The sequence below is a fragment of the Pseudomonas sp. 1928-m genome (assembly GCF_029269135.1).
In the GTDB taxonomy this organism is placed as follows: domain Bacteria; phylum Pseudomonadota; class Gammaproteobacteria; order Pseudomonadales; family Pseudomonadaceae; genus Aquipseudomonas.
In genome coordinates this window covers 593,941-609,391 of the sequence record NZ_JARIXO010000001.1, presented here as the reverse complement: position 1 = coordinate 609,391, position 15,451 = coordinate 593,941, and the positions used below count along the sequence as shown (strand labels likewise).

At 63.3% G+C, this 15,451-nt stretch carries 15 protein-coding genes; 5 read left to right on the top strand and 10 right to left on the bottom strand.

Annotated features, from left to right (window positions below; translation table 11 throughout):
- Positions 1–48: 48 nt before the first annotated feature.
- Together P3C18_RS02715 and P3C18_RS02710 are read right to left on the bottom strand one after the other, a co-directional pair.
- A complete protein-coding gene (locus P3C18_RS02715; RefSeq protein ID WP_275960336.1) occupies positions 49–561 on the bottom strand; it encodes a dihydrofolate reductase in 513 nt (170 codons plus the stop codon).
- 64 nt (positions 562–625) lie between these two features.
- The gene (locus tag P3C18_RS02710; RefSeq protein WP_275960335.1) at positions 626–1,801 is read right to left on the bottom strand and encodes a GGDEF domain-containing protein; all 1,176 of its coding nucleotides are present in this window, start codon (positions 1,799–1,801) and stop codon (positions 626–628) included.
- Positions 1,802–1,972: 171 nt separating this feature from the next.
- Between P3C18_RS02710 and P3C18_RS02705 the strand changes: the two genes are divergently transcribed.
- Together P3C18_RS02705 and P3C18_RS02700 are read left to right on the top strand one after the other, a co-directional pair.
- The gene (locus P3C18_RS02705; protein ID WP_275960334.1) at positions 1,973–3,367 is read left to right on the top strand and encodes a DUF2868 domain-containing protein; all 1,395 of its coding nucleotides are present in this window, start codon (positions 1,973–1,975) and stop codon (positions 3,365–3,367) included.
- 96 nt (positions 3,368–3,463) lie between these two features.
- Positions 3,464–4,831, top strand: coding sequence for a DUF3482 domain-containing protein (locus tag P3C18_RS02700; protein WP_275960333.1), 1,368 nt, complete (start codon positions 3,464–3,466; stop codon positions 4,829–4,831).
- 104 nt (positions 4,832–4,935) lie between these two features.
- On the opposite strand, the gene P3C18_RS02695 is transcribed toward P3C18_RS02700, so the two are convergent.
- The 3 genes from P3C18_RS02695 to P3C18_RS02685 are packed head-to-tail and all read right to left on the bottom strand — an operon-like array spanning position 4,936 to position 7,322.
- Complete coding sequence (locus P3C18_RS02695) at positions 4,936–5,730, bottom strand: thymidylate synthase (RefSeq protein ID WP_275960332.1); 795 nt, start codon at positions 5,728–5,730, stop codon at positions 4,936–4,938.
- The gene (lgt, locus tag P3C18_RS02690) at positions 5,727–6,530 is read right to left on the bottom strand and encodes a prolipoprotein diacylglyceryl transferase (RefSeq protein ID WP_275960331.1); all 804 of its coding nucleotides are present in this window, start codon (positions 6,528–6,530) and stop codon (positions 5,727–5,729) included. Before lgt ends, P3C18_RS02695 begins: the two co-directional genes overlap by 4 nt.
- Positions 6,531–6,539: 9 nt before the next feature.
- The gene (locus P3C18_RS02685; protein WP_275960330.1) at positions 6,540–7,322 is read right to left on the bottom strand and encodes a sulfite exporter TauE/SafE family protein; all 783 of its coding nucleotides are present in this window, start codon (positions 7,320–7,322) and stop codon (positions 6,540–6,542) included.
- Between the two features lie 121 nt (positions 7,323–7,443).
- Here P3C18_RS02685 and P3C18_RS02680 point away from each other — a divergent pair, with 121 nt between their 5' ends.
- Both P3C18_RS02680 and P3C18_RS02675 read left to right on the top strand, forming a co-directional pair.
- Positions 7,444–7,812, top strand: coding sequence for a hypothetical protein (locus P3C18_RS02680; RefSeq protein ID WP_275960329.1), 369 nt, complete (start codon positions 7,444–7,446; stop codon positions 7,810–7,812).
- A 3-nt stretch (positions 7,813–7,815) separates the two neighbouring features.
- Complete coding sequence (locus P3C18_RS02675) at positions 7,816–8,562, top strand: NRDE family protein (RefSeq protein ID WP_275960328.1); 747 nt, start codon at positions 7,816–7,818, stop codon at positions 8,560–8,562.
- A gap of 149 nt (positions 8,563–8,711) precedes the next feature.
- Here the strand turns inward: P3C18_RS02675 and P3C18_RS02670 are convergent, their stop codons facing one another.
- From P3C18_RS02670 to P3C18_RS02660, 3 genes are read right to left on the bottom strand one after another with little or no spacing between them, the layout of a single operon-like run.
- The gene (locus P3C18_RS02670; protein WP_275960326.1) at positions 8,712–9,581 is read right to left on the bottom strand and encodes a hypothetical protein; all 870 of its coding nucleotides are present in this window, start codon (positions 9,579–9,581) and stop codon (positions 8,712–8,714) included.
- Positions 9,582–9,594: 13 nt separating this feature from the next.
- The gene (gene ptsP, locus P3C18_RS02665) at positions 9,595–11,874 is read right to left on the bottom strand and encodes a phosphoenolpyruvate--protein phosphotransferase (RefSeq protein WP_275960325.1); all 2,280 of its coding nucleotides are present in this window, start codon (positions 11,872–11,874) and stop codon (positions 9,595–9,597) included.
- A gap of 18 nt (positions 11,875–11,892) precedes the next feature.
- Positions 11,893–12,372, bottom strand: a complete 480-nt coding sequence (locus tag P3C18_RS02660) for an RNA pyrophosphohydrolase (RefSeq protein ID WP_090251327.1) — start codon at positions 12,370–12,372, stop codon at positions 11,893–11,895.
- Positions 12,373–12,527: 155 nt separating this feature from the next.
- On the opposite strand from P3C18_RS02660, the gene P3C18_RS02655 reads away from it, so the two are divergent.
- Positions 12,528–13,181 carry an HAD family hydrolase gene (locus P3C18_RS02655; RefSeq protein ID WP_275960324.1) on the top strand — a complete coding sequence of 218 codons (654 nt, stop codon included), beginning with the start codon at positions 12,528–12,530 and terminating at the stop codon, positions 13,179–13,181.
- Positions 13,182–13,404: 223 nt separating this feature from the next.
- On the opposite strand, the gene P3C18_RS02650 is transcribed toward P3C18_RS02655, so the two are convergent.
- Positions 13,405–13,845, bottom strand: a complete 441-nt coding sequence (locus P3C18_RS02650) for a DUF2269 family protein (RefSeq protein WP_275960323.1) — start codon at positions 13,843–13,845, stop codon at positions 13,405–13,407.
- 26 nt (positions 13,846–13,871) lie between these two features.
- Complete coding sequence (gene ilvA, locus P3C18_RS02645) at positions 13,872–15,386, bottom strand: threonine ammonia-lyase, biosynthetic (protein ID WP_275960322.1); 1,515 nt, start codon at positions 15,384–15,386, stop codon at positions 13,872–13,874.
- Positions 15,387–15,451 lie beyond the last annotated feature (65 nt).

Below are 15,451 nucleotides of genomic sequence, written 5' to 3'. Positions count from 1 at the left end.
CACCCTGGCGGAAATCAATGCAGCGCGGAAAAACTCAGCCCGAACGGGCTATTTGCGATCCCACACCTCAAACACATAGCCCGGCGTTTCCAGGCCTTCCATGTGTTCGATGGCGGACGACAGGTGCCAGTCAGCATCGGCCACTTCGGGGAAGTAGGCATCGCCCTGGGGACTGATGCCGACGCGAGTCAGGTACAGGCGTTCGGCCTGGGCCAGGCCCAGCTCGTAGAGTTGCGCGCCGCCGATCAGCATCAGCTCTTCGGCATCTTCCTCGCGCGCCCAGGCCTCGGCACGTTCGAGCGCGGCGTCGAGACTGGCGAACACTTCCGCGCCCTCCAGCTGCAGCCCGGGTTGACGGCTGACCACCAGATTGAGCCGACCCGGCAAGGGCCGGCCGAGGGAATCCCAGGTCTTGCGACCCATGATGATCGGCTTGCCCAGAGTCAGCGCCTTGAAGTGCTTGAGATCCGCCGGCAAATGCCAGGGCAGTTGGTTATCGCGGCCGATCACGCGGTTTTCCGCGAGGGCGGCGATCATGCAGAGAGGCAGGGAATTTTTCATAGCCGCGAGAATACCGTCTGCGTGGCGATCATTGAAGCCTTGCCTCAGAACCGGTTCAGTGCGTTTAACCATCCTGACGCTTGCCCACCACACGGTTGCGCCCCTGCTCCTTGGCCAGGTAGAGCGCGACATCTGCCAGGCGCAGGGCATCGCCCAGGCTCTGATGCGGCTGTGGCGTGAGGTAGGCCATGCCGATGCTCAGCGTAACCACGCCGGCGGCATCCGAATGGGCATGCGTCAGGCCCAGGGCTTCGATGGCGCTGCGGATGTCCTGCAGAATCGCCAGCAGTTGCGCTTCATCCAGGCCATACCAGACGCCGACAAATTCCTCACCACCATAACGCGCTGCGCAATCCAGCGGCCGCCGGGCAAACTCGCCGATCACCCGGGCCACCTGGCGCAACGCCTCGTCACCGGCCGCGTGGCCATAGTGGTCGTTGTAACGTTTGAAGAAGTCCACATCCATCATCACCACGCCCAAGGCCTGCTTTTCCCGCTGCGCCTGGCGCCAGCTGCGCTCGGCACGCTCGCTAAAGGCGCGACGATTGAGCAGCCCGGTGAGGAAATCCTTCTCAGCCAGGTCCTGCAGCAGGCCATGGGCGAGGAAATTTTGCCGCGTGGCATATTCCAGGGAATAGCAGCCCACCGAGCCGATGACATTGGCCAGGGCCAGAAACAAGGCATTGTTCAGCAGCGCCTCGCCCGCCAGGCCGATGCTCAACTCCACCGCCAGATATGCCACGAAGGTCCCCCAGCCGCACAGCACGGCGGTGGCAAAACGCAGACCGGTGAGAAAGTAGAAGAACACCGTAACCAGGATGATGCCCTCATAGGGCAAGGCAAAGCTGTGATAACGGGCCAAGCCGATGATGCCCGCCACCGCGAGGCCGGAGAGCAGCGCCACAATGCCGCCGATCAGTTGCAAGTGATCACGCAAGCCCGGTCGATAGGTGGCCAGCCAGGCCAACAGCAGCAGCGGCTGAATTACCCCCAGGCGCAGAGCGAGTATCCGGCCGCGCAATGGGTCCGGCAGATTGATCGCATCCAGCAGCACAAACAGCAGCGCCAGCAGCGTGGCCACCAGCAATGACCAGCGCATACGGCGCAGGAACACATTGGCGTGATAGCGCTTGAACGCCTGCTCCAGTTCATCGTCAAAACTCAGCGCGCGAAAGCCCTGCTGATGCTGACGCAGGTACGGCGAATCCTGATTGACCCACTCCAGATGCGGTAACTTCACGATGGCTCTCGCTTTTATTGTTATGTGTTCAGCGGCTGCTGACCGAGACACCCGGCCGCCCACTACCAGCAGCCTAGCCGGACTGGCCACAGGAGTACACGCGCGCAGTGCTGTGCCATGTGCCGGCCGCTGCGGTTATGCTCTGCTTTCCACTCGTTTATGGAACACCGCGTGAGCCCACTCGACCACCCCACGCCCAGCCGCCTGCAACGCCTCTGGCTCAGTGAAAGCATCCGCCTGCGTGAGGAGCATGCTGGCCCGCTGGAGGACAGCGAAGCCAACCGCCGCGCCCAGGCCCAAGGCGGCGCACTCGACGAACGCATCCAGACCCGCGCCTGGTGGCTGGGCGAGCGCGACGGCCAGGTACAAGCGCTGCAGCACTGGCTACAGGGCGCACGCCTGGCCGGGTTGCTGCTGGTACTGCTGGCCATCCTTAGCGGCAGCGGCCTGGCGGTGGCGGCATTGGGCGATGGCCTGCGTCCGGTCAATGTGTTCTGGGCCCTGGGCAGTCTGCTCGGGCTGAATTTGCTTCTGCTGCTGGGTTGGGCACTGGGCCTGCTGCTAAGCCGCGACAGCGCGGGCGTCCTCGGCCATCTGTGGTTATGGCTGAGCGCCAAACTTGCCCGCGATGCCCAGGCCGCACAACTGGCACCCGCCCTGCTGCTGATGTTGCAACGCCAGCGCCTCAGTCGCTGGGGCCTGGGCGTACTGGTGCAGGGTTTCTGGCTGCTGACCTTAATCACCGCCCTGCTGACCCTGCTGGCCCTGTTGGCCACCCGCCGTTACGGCTTTGTCTGGGAAAGCACCCTGCTCGGCGGCGACAGCTTTATCGCCATGACTCAGGCCATCGGCAGCCTGCCGGCGTTGCTCGGTTTCAGCCTGCCGGATGCTGAACTGATCCGCGCCAGCGGCGACAGCGCCCTGGCCAACGAAAGCGCGCGGCTGAGCTGGGCCGGCTGGCTGGTCGGCGTATTGGTGGTCTACGGCATATTGCCGCGCCTGGCTCTCCTACTGCTCTGCCTATGGCGCTGGCGCCGCGGTTGCGCGGCACTAAGCCTGGACCTCAGCCTGCCCGGCTACAACCTGCTGCGCGAATGCCTGCAACCGAGCAGCGAACGCCTCGGCGTATGCGATGCAGCGCCCACGCAGCTGCATGAACCCCAAGCCGGCAACCACAGCGAAGGCAGCCAGGGCGCGTTATTGGTGGCGGTCGAACTGGACCCACAGCGCAGCTGGCCACCCGCGTTGCCCAAGGGCATCGGTGATGCCGGGGTGATCGACAGCCGCGAGCAGCGCAATCAGCTGCTCGACCAACTCAACCGCTTCCCGCCGGCGCGCCTGCTGATTGCCTGCGACCCACGCCGCTCGCCGGATCGTGGCAGCCTGGCACTGCTCGGCGAGCTGGCGCGCACGGCCAGCGCCACGCGGATCTGGTTACTGCCACCGCCACCCGGCGAAGCCCTCGACAGCGCCCGCCTGGGCGACTGGCACCGCGCGCTGGAGCACCTGCAACTGAGCTACAGCGACAGCGCGCCGTTCAGCTGGCTGGAGCATGGTCATGACTGACATCGATCACTTCGTAGCCCGGATAAGCGCAGCGCAATCCGGTGAACCATGGCCCCGAATTACGCCAAGGCTTATCCGGGCTACCGGAGGTCTGTCATGAACAGCCCGCTGAAGCTGGCCGTGGTCGGCCACACCAATGTCGGCAAGACCTCGCTGCTGCGCACCCTGACCCGCGACGTCGGCTTCGGCGAGGTGTCCCATCGCCCCAGCACCACCCGCCACGTCGAAGGCGCACGGCTGTCAGTAGACGGCGAGGCGCTGCTGGAACTGTACGACACACCCGGCCTGGAAGACGCCATCGCCCTGCTGGATTATCTGGAGCGCCTGGATCGCCCCGGTGAGCGGCTGGATGGCCCGGCACGGCTGGCGCGCTTTCTCGACGGCAGCGAAGCGCGCCAGCGTTTCGAGCAGGAAGCCAAGGTGCTGCGCCAGCTGCTGGCCTCGGACGCCGGCCTCTATGTAATCGACGCGCGCGAGCCGGTGCTGGCCAAATACCGTGATGAGCTGGCCGTGCTGAGCATGTGCGGCCGGCCCTTGCTGCCGGTGCTGAACTTCGTCAGTAGCAGCCAGCACCGCGAGCAGGACTGGCGCGACGCTCTCGCCCGCCTCGGCCTGCATGCCCTGGTGTGTTTCGACAGCGTGGCACCGCCGCTGGATGGCGAACGCCGCCTATACGACAGCCTGGCGCTGCTGCAGGAAAAAGCCCGCCCGCAACTGCAACGCTTGATTGACGATCACCTGGCGCAACGCCAATTACGCAAAAGCAGCGGCGCGCGGCTGATCGCCGAACTGCTGCTGGACTGCGCCGCCTGCAGGCGTAGCGTGGCCGCGCAAGCCGTGCTGGAACAAGGCGCCATCCGCGAACTGCATCAAACCATCCGGCAACGCGAGCAACGCTGCGTGGAAGCCCTGCTGCGCCTGTACGCCTTCCGCCAGGACGACGCCAAGGCCGGCGACCTGCCTTTGCTCGACGGCCGTTGGGGTGATGACCTGTTCAACCCGGAAACCCTTAAGCAGCTGGGCATCAATATCGGCGGTGGCATGGCGGCGGGCGCGGCCACCGGGGTCGGCGTCGATCTGCTGGTCGGCGGCATCACCCTAGGCGCGGCGGCGCTGATCGGCGCCGTGCTCGGCGGCAGCGCGCAGACCCTACGCGGCTACGGCGCCCGGCTGAAAGGCAAACTCAAGGGCCAACGCGAGCTGACTGTGGACGACGCAGTGCTGCGCCTGCTCGCCCTGCGTCAGCAACTGCTGCTGCAAGCACTGGAAGCCCGCGGCCATGCCGCGGTTGAGGCCATCAGCCTGAACACTCCACAGGACGCCAGCTGGCGCGAAGGCAAACTGCCGGAAGCCCTGCACAAAGCCCGCGCCCACCCGGAATGGTCATCGCTTAACCCCAACGCACAACTGGAAGACGGCGAGCGACAGGAGCAGGTACAGCAGTTGGCGGCAGAGTTGCTCTAGCAGTTTTCAGATGTCGCGGCTAAAGCCCCTCCCACATGGACAGCATCTATCCGTGGGAAGGACCGGGCGGCGCTCCGCTTTAGCCGCGAATCAAACAGCGCAGATTAGACCGCGACAGGCGCCGGAATATGCGGGTGCGCCTGATAGCCGACCAGCTCGAAGTCCTCGAACTTGAAGGCCAGCAGGTCCTTCACTTCAGGATTGAGCTTCATCACCGGCAACGGCAGCGGCTCGCGGCTCAGTTGCAGGTCGGTCTGCTCGATATGGTTGGCGTACAGGTGGCAGTCGCCGCCGGTCCAGATAAAGTCGCCCGGTTGCAGGCCGCAGACCTGCGCCACCATCAAGGTCAGCAGCGCATAGCTGGCGATATTGAACGGCACCCCGAGGAAGATATCCGCCGAGCGCTGATACAGCTGGCAGCTCAGCTTGCCGTCGGCCACATAGAACTGGAACAGCGCATGACATGGCGGCAGGGCCATCTGCTCAACCAGGGCCGGGTTCCAGGCGGAGACGATCAGACGGCGCGAGTCCGGGTTCTTCTTGATCATCTCGATCAGCTTGCTGATCTGGTCAATCGACTCGCCATTCGGCGCCGGCCAGCTGCGCCACTGGTAGCCGTACACCGGGCCGAGGTCGCCGTTCTCGTCGGCCCACTCGTCCCAGATGCGTACGCCGTTGTCCTTCAGGTACTTGATGTTGGTGTCGCCCGCAAGAAACCACAGCAGCTCGTGGATGATCGATTTCAGGTGGCACTTCTTGGTGGTCACCAGCGGGAAGCCGTCGGCCAGGTTGAAGCGCATCTGATGGGCAAAAATGCTGTAGGTGCCGGTGCCGGTGCGGTCGCTCTTGAAGGTGCCGGTCTCACGAACCAAGCGCATCAGGTCGAGGTACTGTTTCATTGCACGGCCTCCTGCGCAGCCTGGCGTTTGTAGGCGTAGGCGATCAGACCCAGGCCGCCGAGGATCATCGGCACACAGAGGATCTGGCCCATGGTCAGCCAGCCGCCGGCCAGGTAACCGAGCTGGGCATCCGGCACGCGGACGAATTCGACGATAAAGCGGAAGATCCCGTAGCACGTGGCAAACATGCCGGACACCGCCATGGTCGGGCGCGGCTTACGCGAGTAGAACCAGAGGATGGTGAACAGCGCCACGCCTTCCAGAGCGAACTGATACAGCTGCGAGGGATGGCGCGCCAGCTGCTCGGGGTCAGTGGGGAAGACCATCGCCCAGGGCACGTCGGTGGCCTTGCCCCATAGCTCGGCGTTGATAAAGTTGCCGATGCGTCCGGCGCCCAGACCAATCGGCACCAGCGGCGCGATAAAGTCCATCAGCTCGAAGAAACTCTTGTTGTTGCGTTTGCCGAACCACCAGGTGGCCAGCATTACGCCGATCAACCCGCCGTGGAACGACATGCCGCCTTCCCAGATGCGCAGCATGCGTACCGGCTCGGCGATATAGGCGGCCAGATCGTAAAACAGCACATAACCCAGACGGCCGCCGAGAATCACGCCCATGGCGACCCAGAACACCAGGTCGGAGAGCTTCTCCTTGTTCCAAGTTGGCGCGAAGGTGTTGACCCGGCGCGAAGCCAGCCACCAGGCGCCGCCGATGCCGATCAGGTACATCAGGCCGTACCAATGAATTTTGATCAGCCCAAGGTCCAGGGCTACGGGGTTAATCTGCGGGTAAGGCAGCATTTCAATTCCTCAAATCAGAAAACTCAGGCCCACGCTAAACAGCAGCAGGGCAAACAGACGCTTGAGCAGGCGCGGCGACAGCTTGTGCGCCAGGCGTGCGCCGACACGGGCAAAGTACATGCTGGGGATGGCAATACCGACCAGCGCCGGCAGGTAGACAAAGCCCAGGCTCCACTCCGGCAGCGCGGGTTTATCCCAGCCCAGCCAGATAAAACTCAGGGCACTGGCTATCGCAATCGGCAGGCCGCAAGCCGAAGAAGTAGCCACCGCCTGCTGCATCGCTACGCTGCGCCAGGTCAGGAACGGCACGGTCAGCGAACCGCCGCCAATCCCGAAAATTGCCGAGGCCCAGCCAATCACCCCACCGGCCAGGGTCAGTGCCGGCTTGCCTGGGACAGTGCGGCTGGCTTTGGGTTTCAGCTCCAGGGCCATTTGCACGGCAATAATGATCGCGAACACGCCGATGATCTTCTGCAACAGCGGCCCCTGAATCGCGGCGGCGGTCATCGCGCCAAGCCCGGCGCCGAGCAGAATCCCCAGGGTCATCCAGGCAAATACCGGCCACAGCACGGCACCTTTACGCTGATGTTCGACCACCGAGTTGATCGAGGTGAAGATGATGGTCGCCAGCGAGGTGCCTACCGCCAGATGCGTCAAAATCATCGGATCAAAGCCCTGCGCAGCAAAACTCAGCACCAGCACCGGCACGATGATAATGCCGCCGCCTACGCCAAATAACCCGGCAAGCGTTCCAGCTGCAGCCCCCAGGATCAAATACAGCAGCAGTTCCATCAGCACCCCCGCAAACAATCCGGCATGGTAACGGATGCACAGGGCCGGACTCTACTTTGGGCGATGGATGTCCGCTCAGGCTTTGCGTAAAGTGCCAGCATCGCCTGTGGAATAGACCAGCATGCGCCCGACCCTGTACCTGAAGCTGAGCTGTAACCAGATGCACCTGACGCACCTGCAAAGTGGCCGCGCGCTGCACCTGCAGGCCGACCCGGCGTTCAGCAATCAGCGCTTGCTGGTGGCGGACTTTGCCGCGGCGCAGCAACTGCTCCAGCGCGGCGTCGAGGAAATCCTGCCCAAGCGCTTTTTGCGCCTAAGCCGACCGCCGCAGCTGCTGATTCAACCACTGGAGCGCCTGGAAGGCGGTCTGTCGCAGGTCGAGGAGCGCATTCTGCTGGAACTCGGCCTCGGCTGCGGCGCGCGCAAGGTGCGCCTGCACCTGGGCAACGAACTGGACAACGCCGGCGTGCTGGCCAAGTTAAGGAGCTAACTCATGTGCCTGATCGTCCTGGCCTGGCGACCGGGCCATGCCCAGCCGCTGCTGCTGGCCGCCAATCGCGATGAATTCTACGAACGCCCCAGCCAGCCACTGGCCGAATGGCCCGATGTGCCGGGAGTGATTGCCGGTCGCGACCTGCAGGCCGGCGGCACCTGGCTAGGCGTCGGCCCTGACGGACGTTTTGCCGCCCTGACCAATATTCGCGACCCCGGCCAGGCTCAAGGCAGCCGCTCACGGGGCGAGCTGCCAGTGGCCTTTCTCGCTGGCAGCCATAGCATCGAAGACTTTCTGCATGACCTGCATGAGCGGCGCCGGCACTACAGCGGCTTTAACCTGCTGCTCGGTGACAGCCAGCAGCTCTGGCACTTCAACTCCCTGACCGGGCGCGCCACACCATTGGCGGAAGGCGTGCACGGCCTGTCAAATGCCGACCTGGACACGCCCTGGCCCAAGCTGCAACGGGCCAAGCAGGCACTGCACAACGGCTTGCATGAGCCACAGCCGCAGATGCTGCTCAAGCTGCTGGCCGACCCCACCCGCGCGACGGATGCTGAGCTGCCGCAAACCGGCATCGGCCTGACCGGCGAACGCCTGCTCTCCAGTGTGTTTATTGCCAGCGTCACCTATGGCACGCGCGCCAGTACTGCGTTGATCGTCAATGCCGACGGCAGCCGCGTGCTGGCCGAGCGCACGTTCGGCAGCAATGGCAGCTGTTTAGGTGAGGTGGTTGTGCACTGCTGAAGCCGCTTAGCAGGCTGTTGAAAACGTTGGCGAGGCAGCCAGTGCAAGGCAAAAACAGGCGAAAAAGCGGAGTTTACGAGCTGTAAATGAGCATTTTGAGCCTGTTTTTAACGCCGCAATGGCAACGCAGGTAGTTTTTCAACGGCCTGCTAGTTGCTGTGGGCAGGCTCGCTGAATTTATCAAGGGTAAACAGCGGCGAGGCAATCGTCGGATCGTCGGCATCGGCCACCAGCAGCGGCCGACCATCGGCCTGGAAAGCCAGCCCCTCGATTTTCACCACCGGCGTCAGGCGGCTCAGCTCGACGATGCTCAGCTGTGCATCCAGCCGCCCGAGTACACTGCCAACGCAGGCACCGTCGAGGTAGCTGGAATCGGTGGCCTCCGCCGTCGCGGTGAAATACAGCGCGCCACTGGGCGCCACGCTGAGGTCGGTCAGGCTCAACGGTACGCCATCCAGCTCAGGCAATTGCAGCGGCACAATCCGCTGCAGCGCGGCGGCGCTCAGTTGCCCATCCTGCAGATCGCGCAGCACCTGGGGTAAATCGAGCAGCACCAGGGCATTCTCCCGACCACGACCGTTGCCACGTTGCGCCAGCAGCAACTGCTCGCGATAGACCACGCTGCCTTCGATATTCAGGTCCTGAAAGTGCTCGGCGAGCGCGTGGTACAAGGGGCCGAGGTCGATAACGCGCACGCTGCCGGCCTCAACCAGACAGCCGCGACAGCGGCGCTTGGTCGAACCCGAACCGAGGGCCAGCAGGCAGTCGCCTGGTAATGACAGCAACGCTTCGAAGTCAGGTTTAAGACGTTTGCGCTGCTTGGCATCCTCGGGCAACTCGCCGGGCAGCAGGGTCAGCTCGGCCTGCCAGTCGCCACTCAGGCTGTAGCGTTGCAGCACCAGCGCATCGTCGGCCAGCACCCATAGGCTCTGGCCCTGACGCACCAGTGCGCTGGCCGCCGACAGGCGCAGGGTGGCCAGTTGGCGCAGCGCCAGGAGCTTATCTGCAGGGTTCAGCACGAGCGGCGGGCGCTCATGCCTGGATATCTGACGCTGGATTGATCATGCGGCCCAGGCCGAGGTTGCGCAGGGCCAGTTGCAGGGTGCTGTGGATTACCTGCGGGTTGTCGATGCTCATCACCTGGCCGAGCAACTCCTGGGCCTTGCCCATGCTGATCTGCCGTAACAGCCATTTCACCTTGGGCAGGTTGGTGGCGTTCATCGACAAGCCATCGAAGCCCATGGCCATCAGCAACACGGCGCACGCCGGGTCACCGGCCATCTCACCGCAAATGCTCACCGGTTTGCCTTCGGCATGGGCACCGGCCACCACCAGGCGCAGCGCCTGCAGCACGGCCGGATGGAGGAAGTCGTAGAGGTCGGCGACGCGCGGGTTGTTGCGGTCCACGGCCAACAGGTATTGGGTCAGGTCATTCGAGCCGACCGAGAGGAAGTCGACTTGGCGTGCCAGCTCGCGCACCTGATAGACCGCCGCCGGAATCTCGATCATCACCCCGACCGGCGGCAGCGGCACGTCGGTGCCTTCATCGCGCACCTCACCCCAGGCGCGGTGAATCAAGTGCAGCGCCTCTTCCAGCTCCTGAATGCCGGAAATCATCGGCAGCAGGATGCGCAGGTTGTTCAACCCTTCGCTGGCCTTGAGCATGGCGCGGGTCTGCACCAGGAAGATTTCCGGGTGGTCGAGGGTGACGCGGATACCGCGCCAGCCGAGGAAGGGGTTGTCTTCCTTGATCGGGAAATAGCTCAGCGCCTTGTCACCGCCGATATCCAGGCTGCGCATGGTCACCGGCAGCGGGTGGAAGGCGGCCAGTTGCTCGCGATAAATCGCCAGCTGCTCTTTCTCGCTGGGGAAGCGCTCCTTGATCATAAACGGCACTTCGGTGCGGTACAGACCGACACCTTCGGCACCGCGCTCCTGAGCGCGCTTTACATCAGCGAGCAGGCCGGTGTTGACCCACAGCGGCATGCGGTGGCCATCGAGAGTTTCGCACGGCAAGGCACGCAGCGCATCGAGGCCCTGAGCCAGCTGGCGCTCTTCCTCAACCACTTCGGCGTATTGCTTGCGCAACACTTCGCTGGGGTTGGTGAACACCTCACCGTGGTAGCCGTCGACGATAAGCTGAATGCCGTCGATTTTCGAATACGGCAGGTCAACCACACCCATCACCGTGGGAATACCCATGGCGCGGGCAAAGATCGCCACATGGGAGTTGCCCGAGCCCTGCACCGAAACCAGGCCGACCAACTTGCCTTCCGGCACTTCGCCAAGCATCGCCGGCGACAGCTCTTCGCTGACCAGAATGCAGTTGTCCGGGTACACCAGGGTCTGCTGACGCGCCTGCTGCAGATAGGCGAGCAGGCGCCGGCCGAGGTCTTTGACGTCGCTGGCGCGCTCGCGCAGGTAGGCGTCGTCCATCAGTTCGAAACGGTTGATGTGCTCGCCAATCACCTGGCGCAGTGCGCCCTGGGCCCACTGGCCGGTGCGGATGACCTTGACCACCTCGTTACCCAGAGCGGCGTCTTCCAGCATCATCAGGTACACGTCGAACAGCGCACGCTCTTCGGGGCGCAGCTGGGTGGCCATCTTCGCCGACAGCGCGCGCATGTCAGAGCGCACGCCTTCCAGGGCGTTATTGAACAGAGTCAGCTCGGCGGCGATGTCATCGACGGTCTTATCCGGCACCACTTCCAGGTCGGCCGGCGGCAATACCACCACCGCCGTGCCCACGGCAGCGCCAGGCGAGCCCGGCACGCCGACGAACTTGGCTTCCTGAATGCCCTTGCCCTGCCGGCCCAGGCCGCGAATCGAGCCGGTGGCCTCGGCGTGGGCGATAACCCCAGCGAGCTGCGCACTCATGGTCACCAGGAAGGCTTCTTCGCCCTCGTCGAACTGGCGCTGTTCTTTCTGCTGGATAACCAATACGCCCATCACCTTGCGGTGGTGAATGATCGGCGCACCGAGGAAGGAGGCGTAACGCTCCTCACCGGTCTCGGCAAAGTAGCGATAGCGCGGGTGTTCGGAGGCGTGTTCGAGGTTGAGCGGCTCTTCGCGGGTACCGACCAGGCCGACCAGGCCCTCGTTGGGGGCCATGCTGACCTTGCCGATAGCCTTCTTGTTCAAGCCCTCGGTGGCCATCAGCACAAAGCGGTTGGTTTCCGGATCGAGCAGGTAGACCGAACAGACCTGGCTGCCCATGGCCTCGCGCACTCGCTGCACGATAATGCCCAGCGCCGCCTTGAGGTCCTTGGCGGCGTTTACTTCCTGGACAATCTTGCGCAGCGTATTGAGCATGCTTGGCTCTAGCCTATGTCAGTCCCGCGCCAAAAGGCGCGGAGCGAGTTCCTTGAGGGCGCGACGGTAAACCTCGCGCTTGAATGTCACCACCTGGCCCAGCGGGTACCAGTAGCTGACCCAGCGCCAGCCGTCGAATTCCGGCTTGCCAGTCAGGTCCATGCGCACCCGGTCTTCTGCGCCCGTTAGACGCAGCAGGAACCACTTCTGTTTCTGCCCGATACACAGCGGTTGGCTGTGCGTGCGCACCAAGCGCTGAGGCAGACGATAACGCAACCAGCCCCGGGTGCAGGCGAGAATTTTCACATCCTGCTGTTCCAGGCCGACTTCTTCGTTCAATTCGCGGTACAGCGCTTCTTCCGGCGACTCATGGTCATTGATCCCGCCCTGCGGGAACTGCCAAGCGTCCTGGTTTATCCGACGCGCCCACAGCACCTGGCCGACATCATTGGTCAGAATGATGCCGACATTCGGGCGAAAACCATCGGAATCGATCACGGCACACAACCTCGTAAACGCCTGAATTTAAGACATGCGGGCATTGTTCCACAAAGGCCGCGGCAGCAGCAACGCGAGCGGCCCGTGTAATAGGAAAGCCTTATAAAAGCCGTTATTCTGGCCGCCTTTCGTGGCTGGCAATCAAAGGTGCTCCCGTGCGTTTGGCTTTATTCGATCTCGACAACACCCTGCTCGGCGGCGACAGCGACCACGCCTGGGGCGATTACCTGTGTGAGCGCGGCATCCTCGACGGCATCGCCTACAAGGCGCGCAACGATGCGTTTTATCAGGACTACCTGGCCGGCAACCTGAATATCACCAACTACCTGAATTTCAGCCTGGAGATTCTCGGCCGCACGGAAATGGCCCAGCTGCAGCAGTGGCATCGCGAGTTTATGCGCGACTGCGTCGAGCCGATCATCCTCGCCAAAGGTGAAGCACTGCTCGCCGAGCACCGCGAAGCCGGCGACAAGCTGCTGATCATCACCGCCACCAACCGTTTTGTTACCGCGCCGATTGCCGCGCGCCTGGGCGTCGACACCCTGCTGGCCACTGAATGTGAAATGCAGGACGGCCGCTACACCGGGCGTACCACCGATGTGCCGTGCTTTAAGGAAGGCAAGGTCACCCGCCTCAACCGCTGGCTCGGCGAAACCGGCCTGAGCCTGACTGATAGCAGCTTCTACAGCGACTCAATGAATGACCTGCCGCTGCTGGAACAAGTCACTCGCCCATTCGCCGTCGACCCCGACCCGAAGCTGCGCGCCGAAGCAGAGAAGCGCGGCTGGCCGGTTATCTCGCTGCGCTGAGATTGATGGGTATCACTGCTCTCAACCTGCGCCGCCCGGCCCATCCTATGGCGTTTTCCGTGAACACTCGGGCATAGACCCGTAGCCCGGATAAGCTCCGGCGCAATCCGGGGATAGGTTGTGCAGCCGACATTGTTTCCCCGGATTGCATCCGGGCTACGAGGCTGACAGCCATCCAATAAAAACGCCGCCTGATCAGGCGGCGTTTTTATGTGCGCGCATATCAGGCCGGTTTGGCGCCCATCAGGCCCATGATGATCAGCAACAGCAACATAATCAGCCCGGCATAGGTCGCGCAGAAACCCAGCAGACGCTTGGGTGCAGGTGCGCCATTCAGGGCTTGCCAGGCGCCCAGACGGCCCGCCAACAACAGTCCGATCAGCATCAACACAGCGAACAGCACACTGCTGAACAGCAACCAGGTCTGACTCAGCGGCCAACCGATGAGGTCAACCAGCAACCAACCGGTGACCGGCAGGCTCAGAGCCAGCAGACCAAGCACCGGCAGGCTGATCAGGCGGGTGCGCTTGAGCTTGCGCTGCAGAACAGCGGAATCGCCACTGCGCGAGGCCTTCCAGAGCATAAACAGGTGCACGGGCACCCCAACCAGCAAGAGGATGCCGGGCAGCATGTGCAGCATTTTCAGCAATGGGTAATGTTCCATTGTTTCAGTCCTACCGGGTTTCCGGCTTATCCAAGAAAGAGTTTGTACGCCGGGTTATCGCTCTCATCCCAGTAGGGATAGCCGATGGCTTCCAGCGCCGCTGGCACCAGATGGCGCTCGCCCTGCGGCACCTGGAGGCCCGCGACCACCCGACCATCGGCAGCGCCGTGGTTACGGTAGTGGAACATCGAGATATTCCAGCGCCCACCCAATTTCTGTAAGAAATTAAACAGTGCGCCCGGCCGCTCGGGAAACTCGAAGCGGTACACACACTCATCCGGCACCGCCGCCGCATGACCGCCGACCATATGGCGGATATGCAGTTTGGCCAGTTCGTTGTCGGTCAGATCCAGCACCGGGAAACCCTGCTCACGCAAGCCCTGCACCAGCGCCGCACGCGGGTCGCTTTCCGGGTGGGTCTGCACGCCGACAAAGATGTGCGCTTCCTTATCCTCGTGGTAGCGGTAGTTGAACTCGGTGATCTGCCGCTTGCCGATGGCTTCGCAGAACGCCTTAAAGCTTCCGGGCTGCTCGGGGATGGTCACGGCGATGATCGCTTCGCGCTTCTCACCCAACTCGGCGCGCTCGGCGACATGACGCAGGCGATCAAAGTTGACGTTGGCCCCCGAGTCGATACCCACCAGCACCTGACCGCTGCAGCCTTCGCGCTCCACGTACTTCTTGATCCCAGCCACGCTCAGCGCACCGGCCGGCTCGGTGATCGAGCGGGTGTCGTCGTAGATGTCCTTGATCGCCGCACAGATCTCGTCGGTGCTGACGGTGATCACCTCGTCGACATGGTCTTTGCACACATCAAAAGTGTGCTGACCGATCTGCGCCACCGCCACGCCATCGGCAAACAGCCCAACCTGCGGCAACACCACGCGCTCGCCGGCCGCCATGGCGGCCTGCAGGCAGTTGGAGTCGTCCGGCTCGACACCGATGATCTTGATTTCCGGGCGCAGGTATTTCACATAAGCGGCGATCCCCGCGATCAGGCCGCCGCCGCCCACCGGCACGAAGATCGCGTCGAGCTGGCCCGGCTGCTGGCGGAGGATTTCCATCGCCACGGTGCCCTGGCCGGCGATGGTGTGCGGGTCGTCGTAAGGGTGGATATAGATGTAGCCCTTCTCATCCACCAGTTTCAGCGAATAGGCCAGCGCTTCGGGGAAGCTGTCGCCATGCAACACCACCTTGCCGCCCCGCGAACGCACGCCCTGCACCTTGATTTCCGGGGTGGTCTTGGGCATCACGATGGTGGCCTTGACCCCCAGCACCTTGGCCGCCAGCGCCAGCCCCTGGGCATGGTTGCCAGCCGAGGCAGTAACTACGCCGCGCGCCTGCTCTTCGGCCGAGAGCTGCGCCAGCTTGTTGTAGGCGCCACGAATCTTGAACGAGTACACCGGCTGCAGGTCTTCGCGCTTGAGCAGAATCTGGTTACCCAGACGCTCGGTAAGCTGGTTGGCGGCTTGCAGCGGGGTTTCCACTGCCACGTCATAGACGCGCGAGGTGAGGATCTTCTTGACGTACTGTTCGAGCATGGCGGGCATCGCAGGCGGCTTTTCAGGGAGTCCGCGAGTCTACCCCAGCGTTGCGCCGAACGACC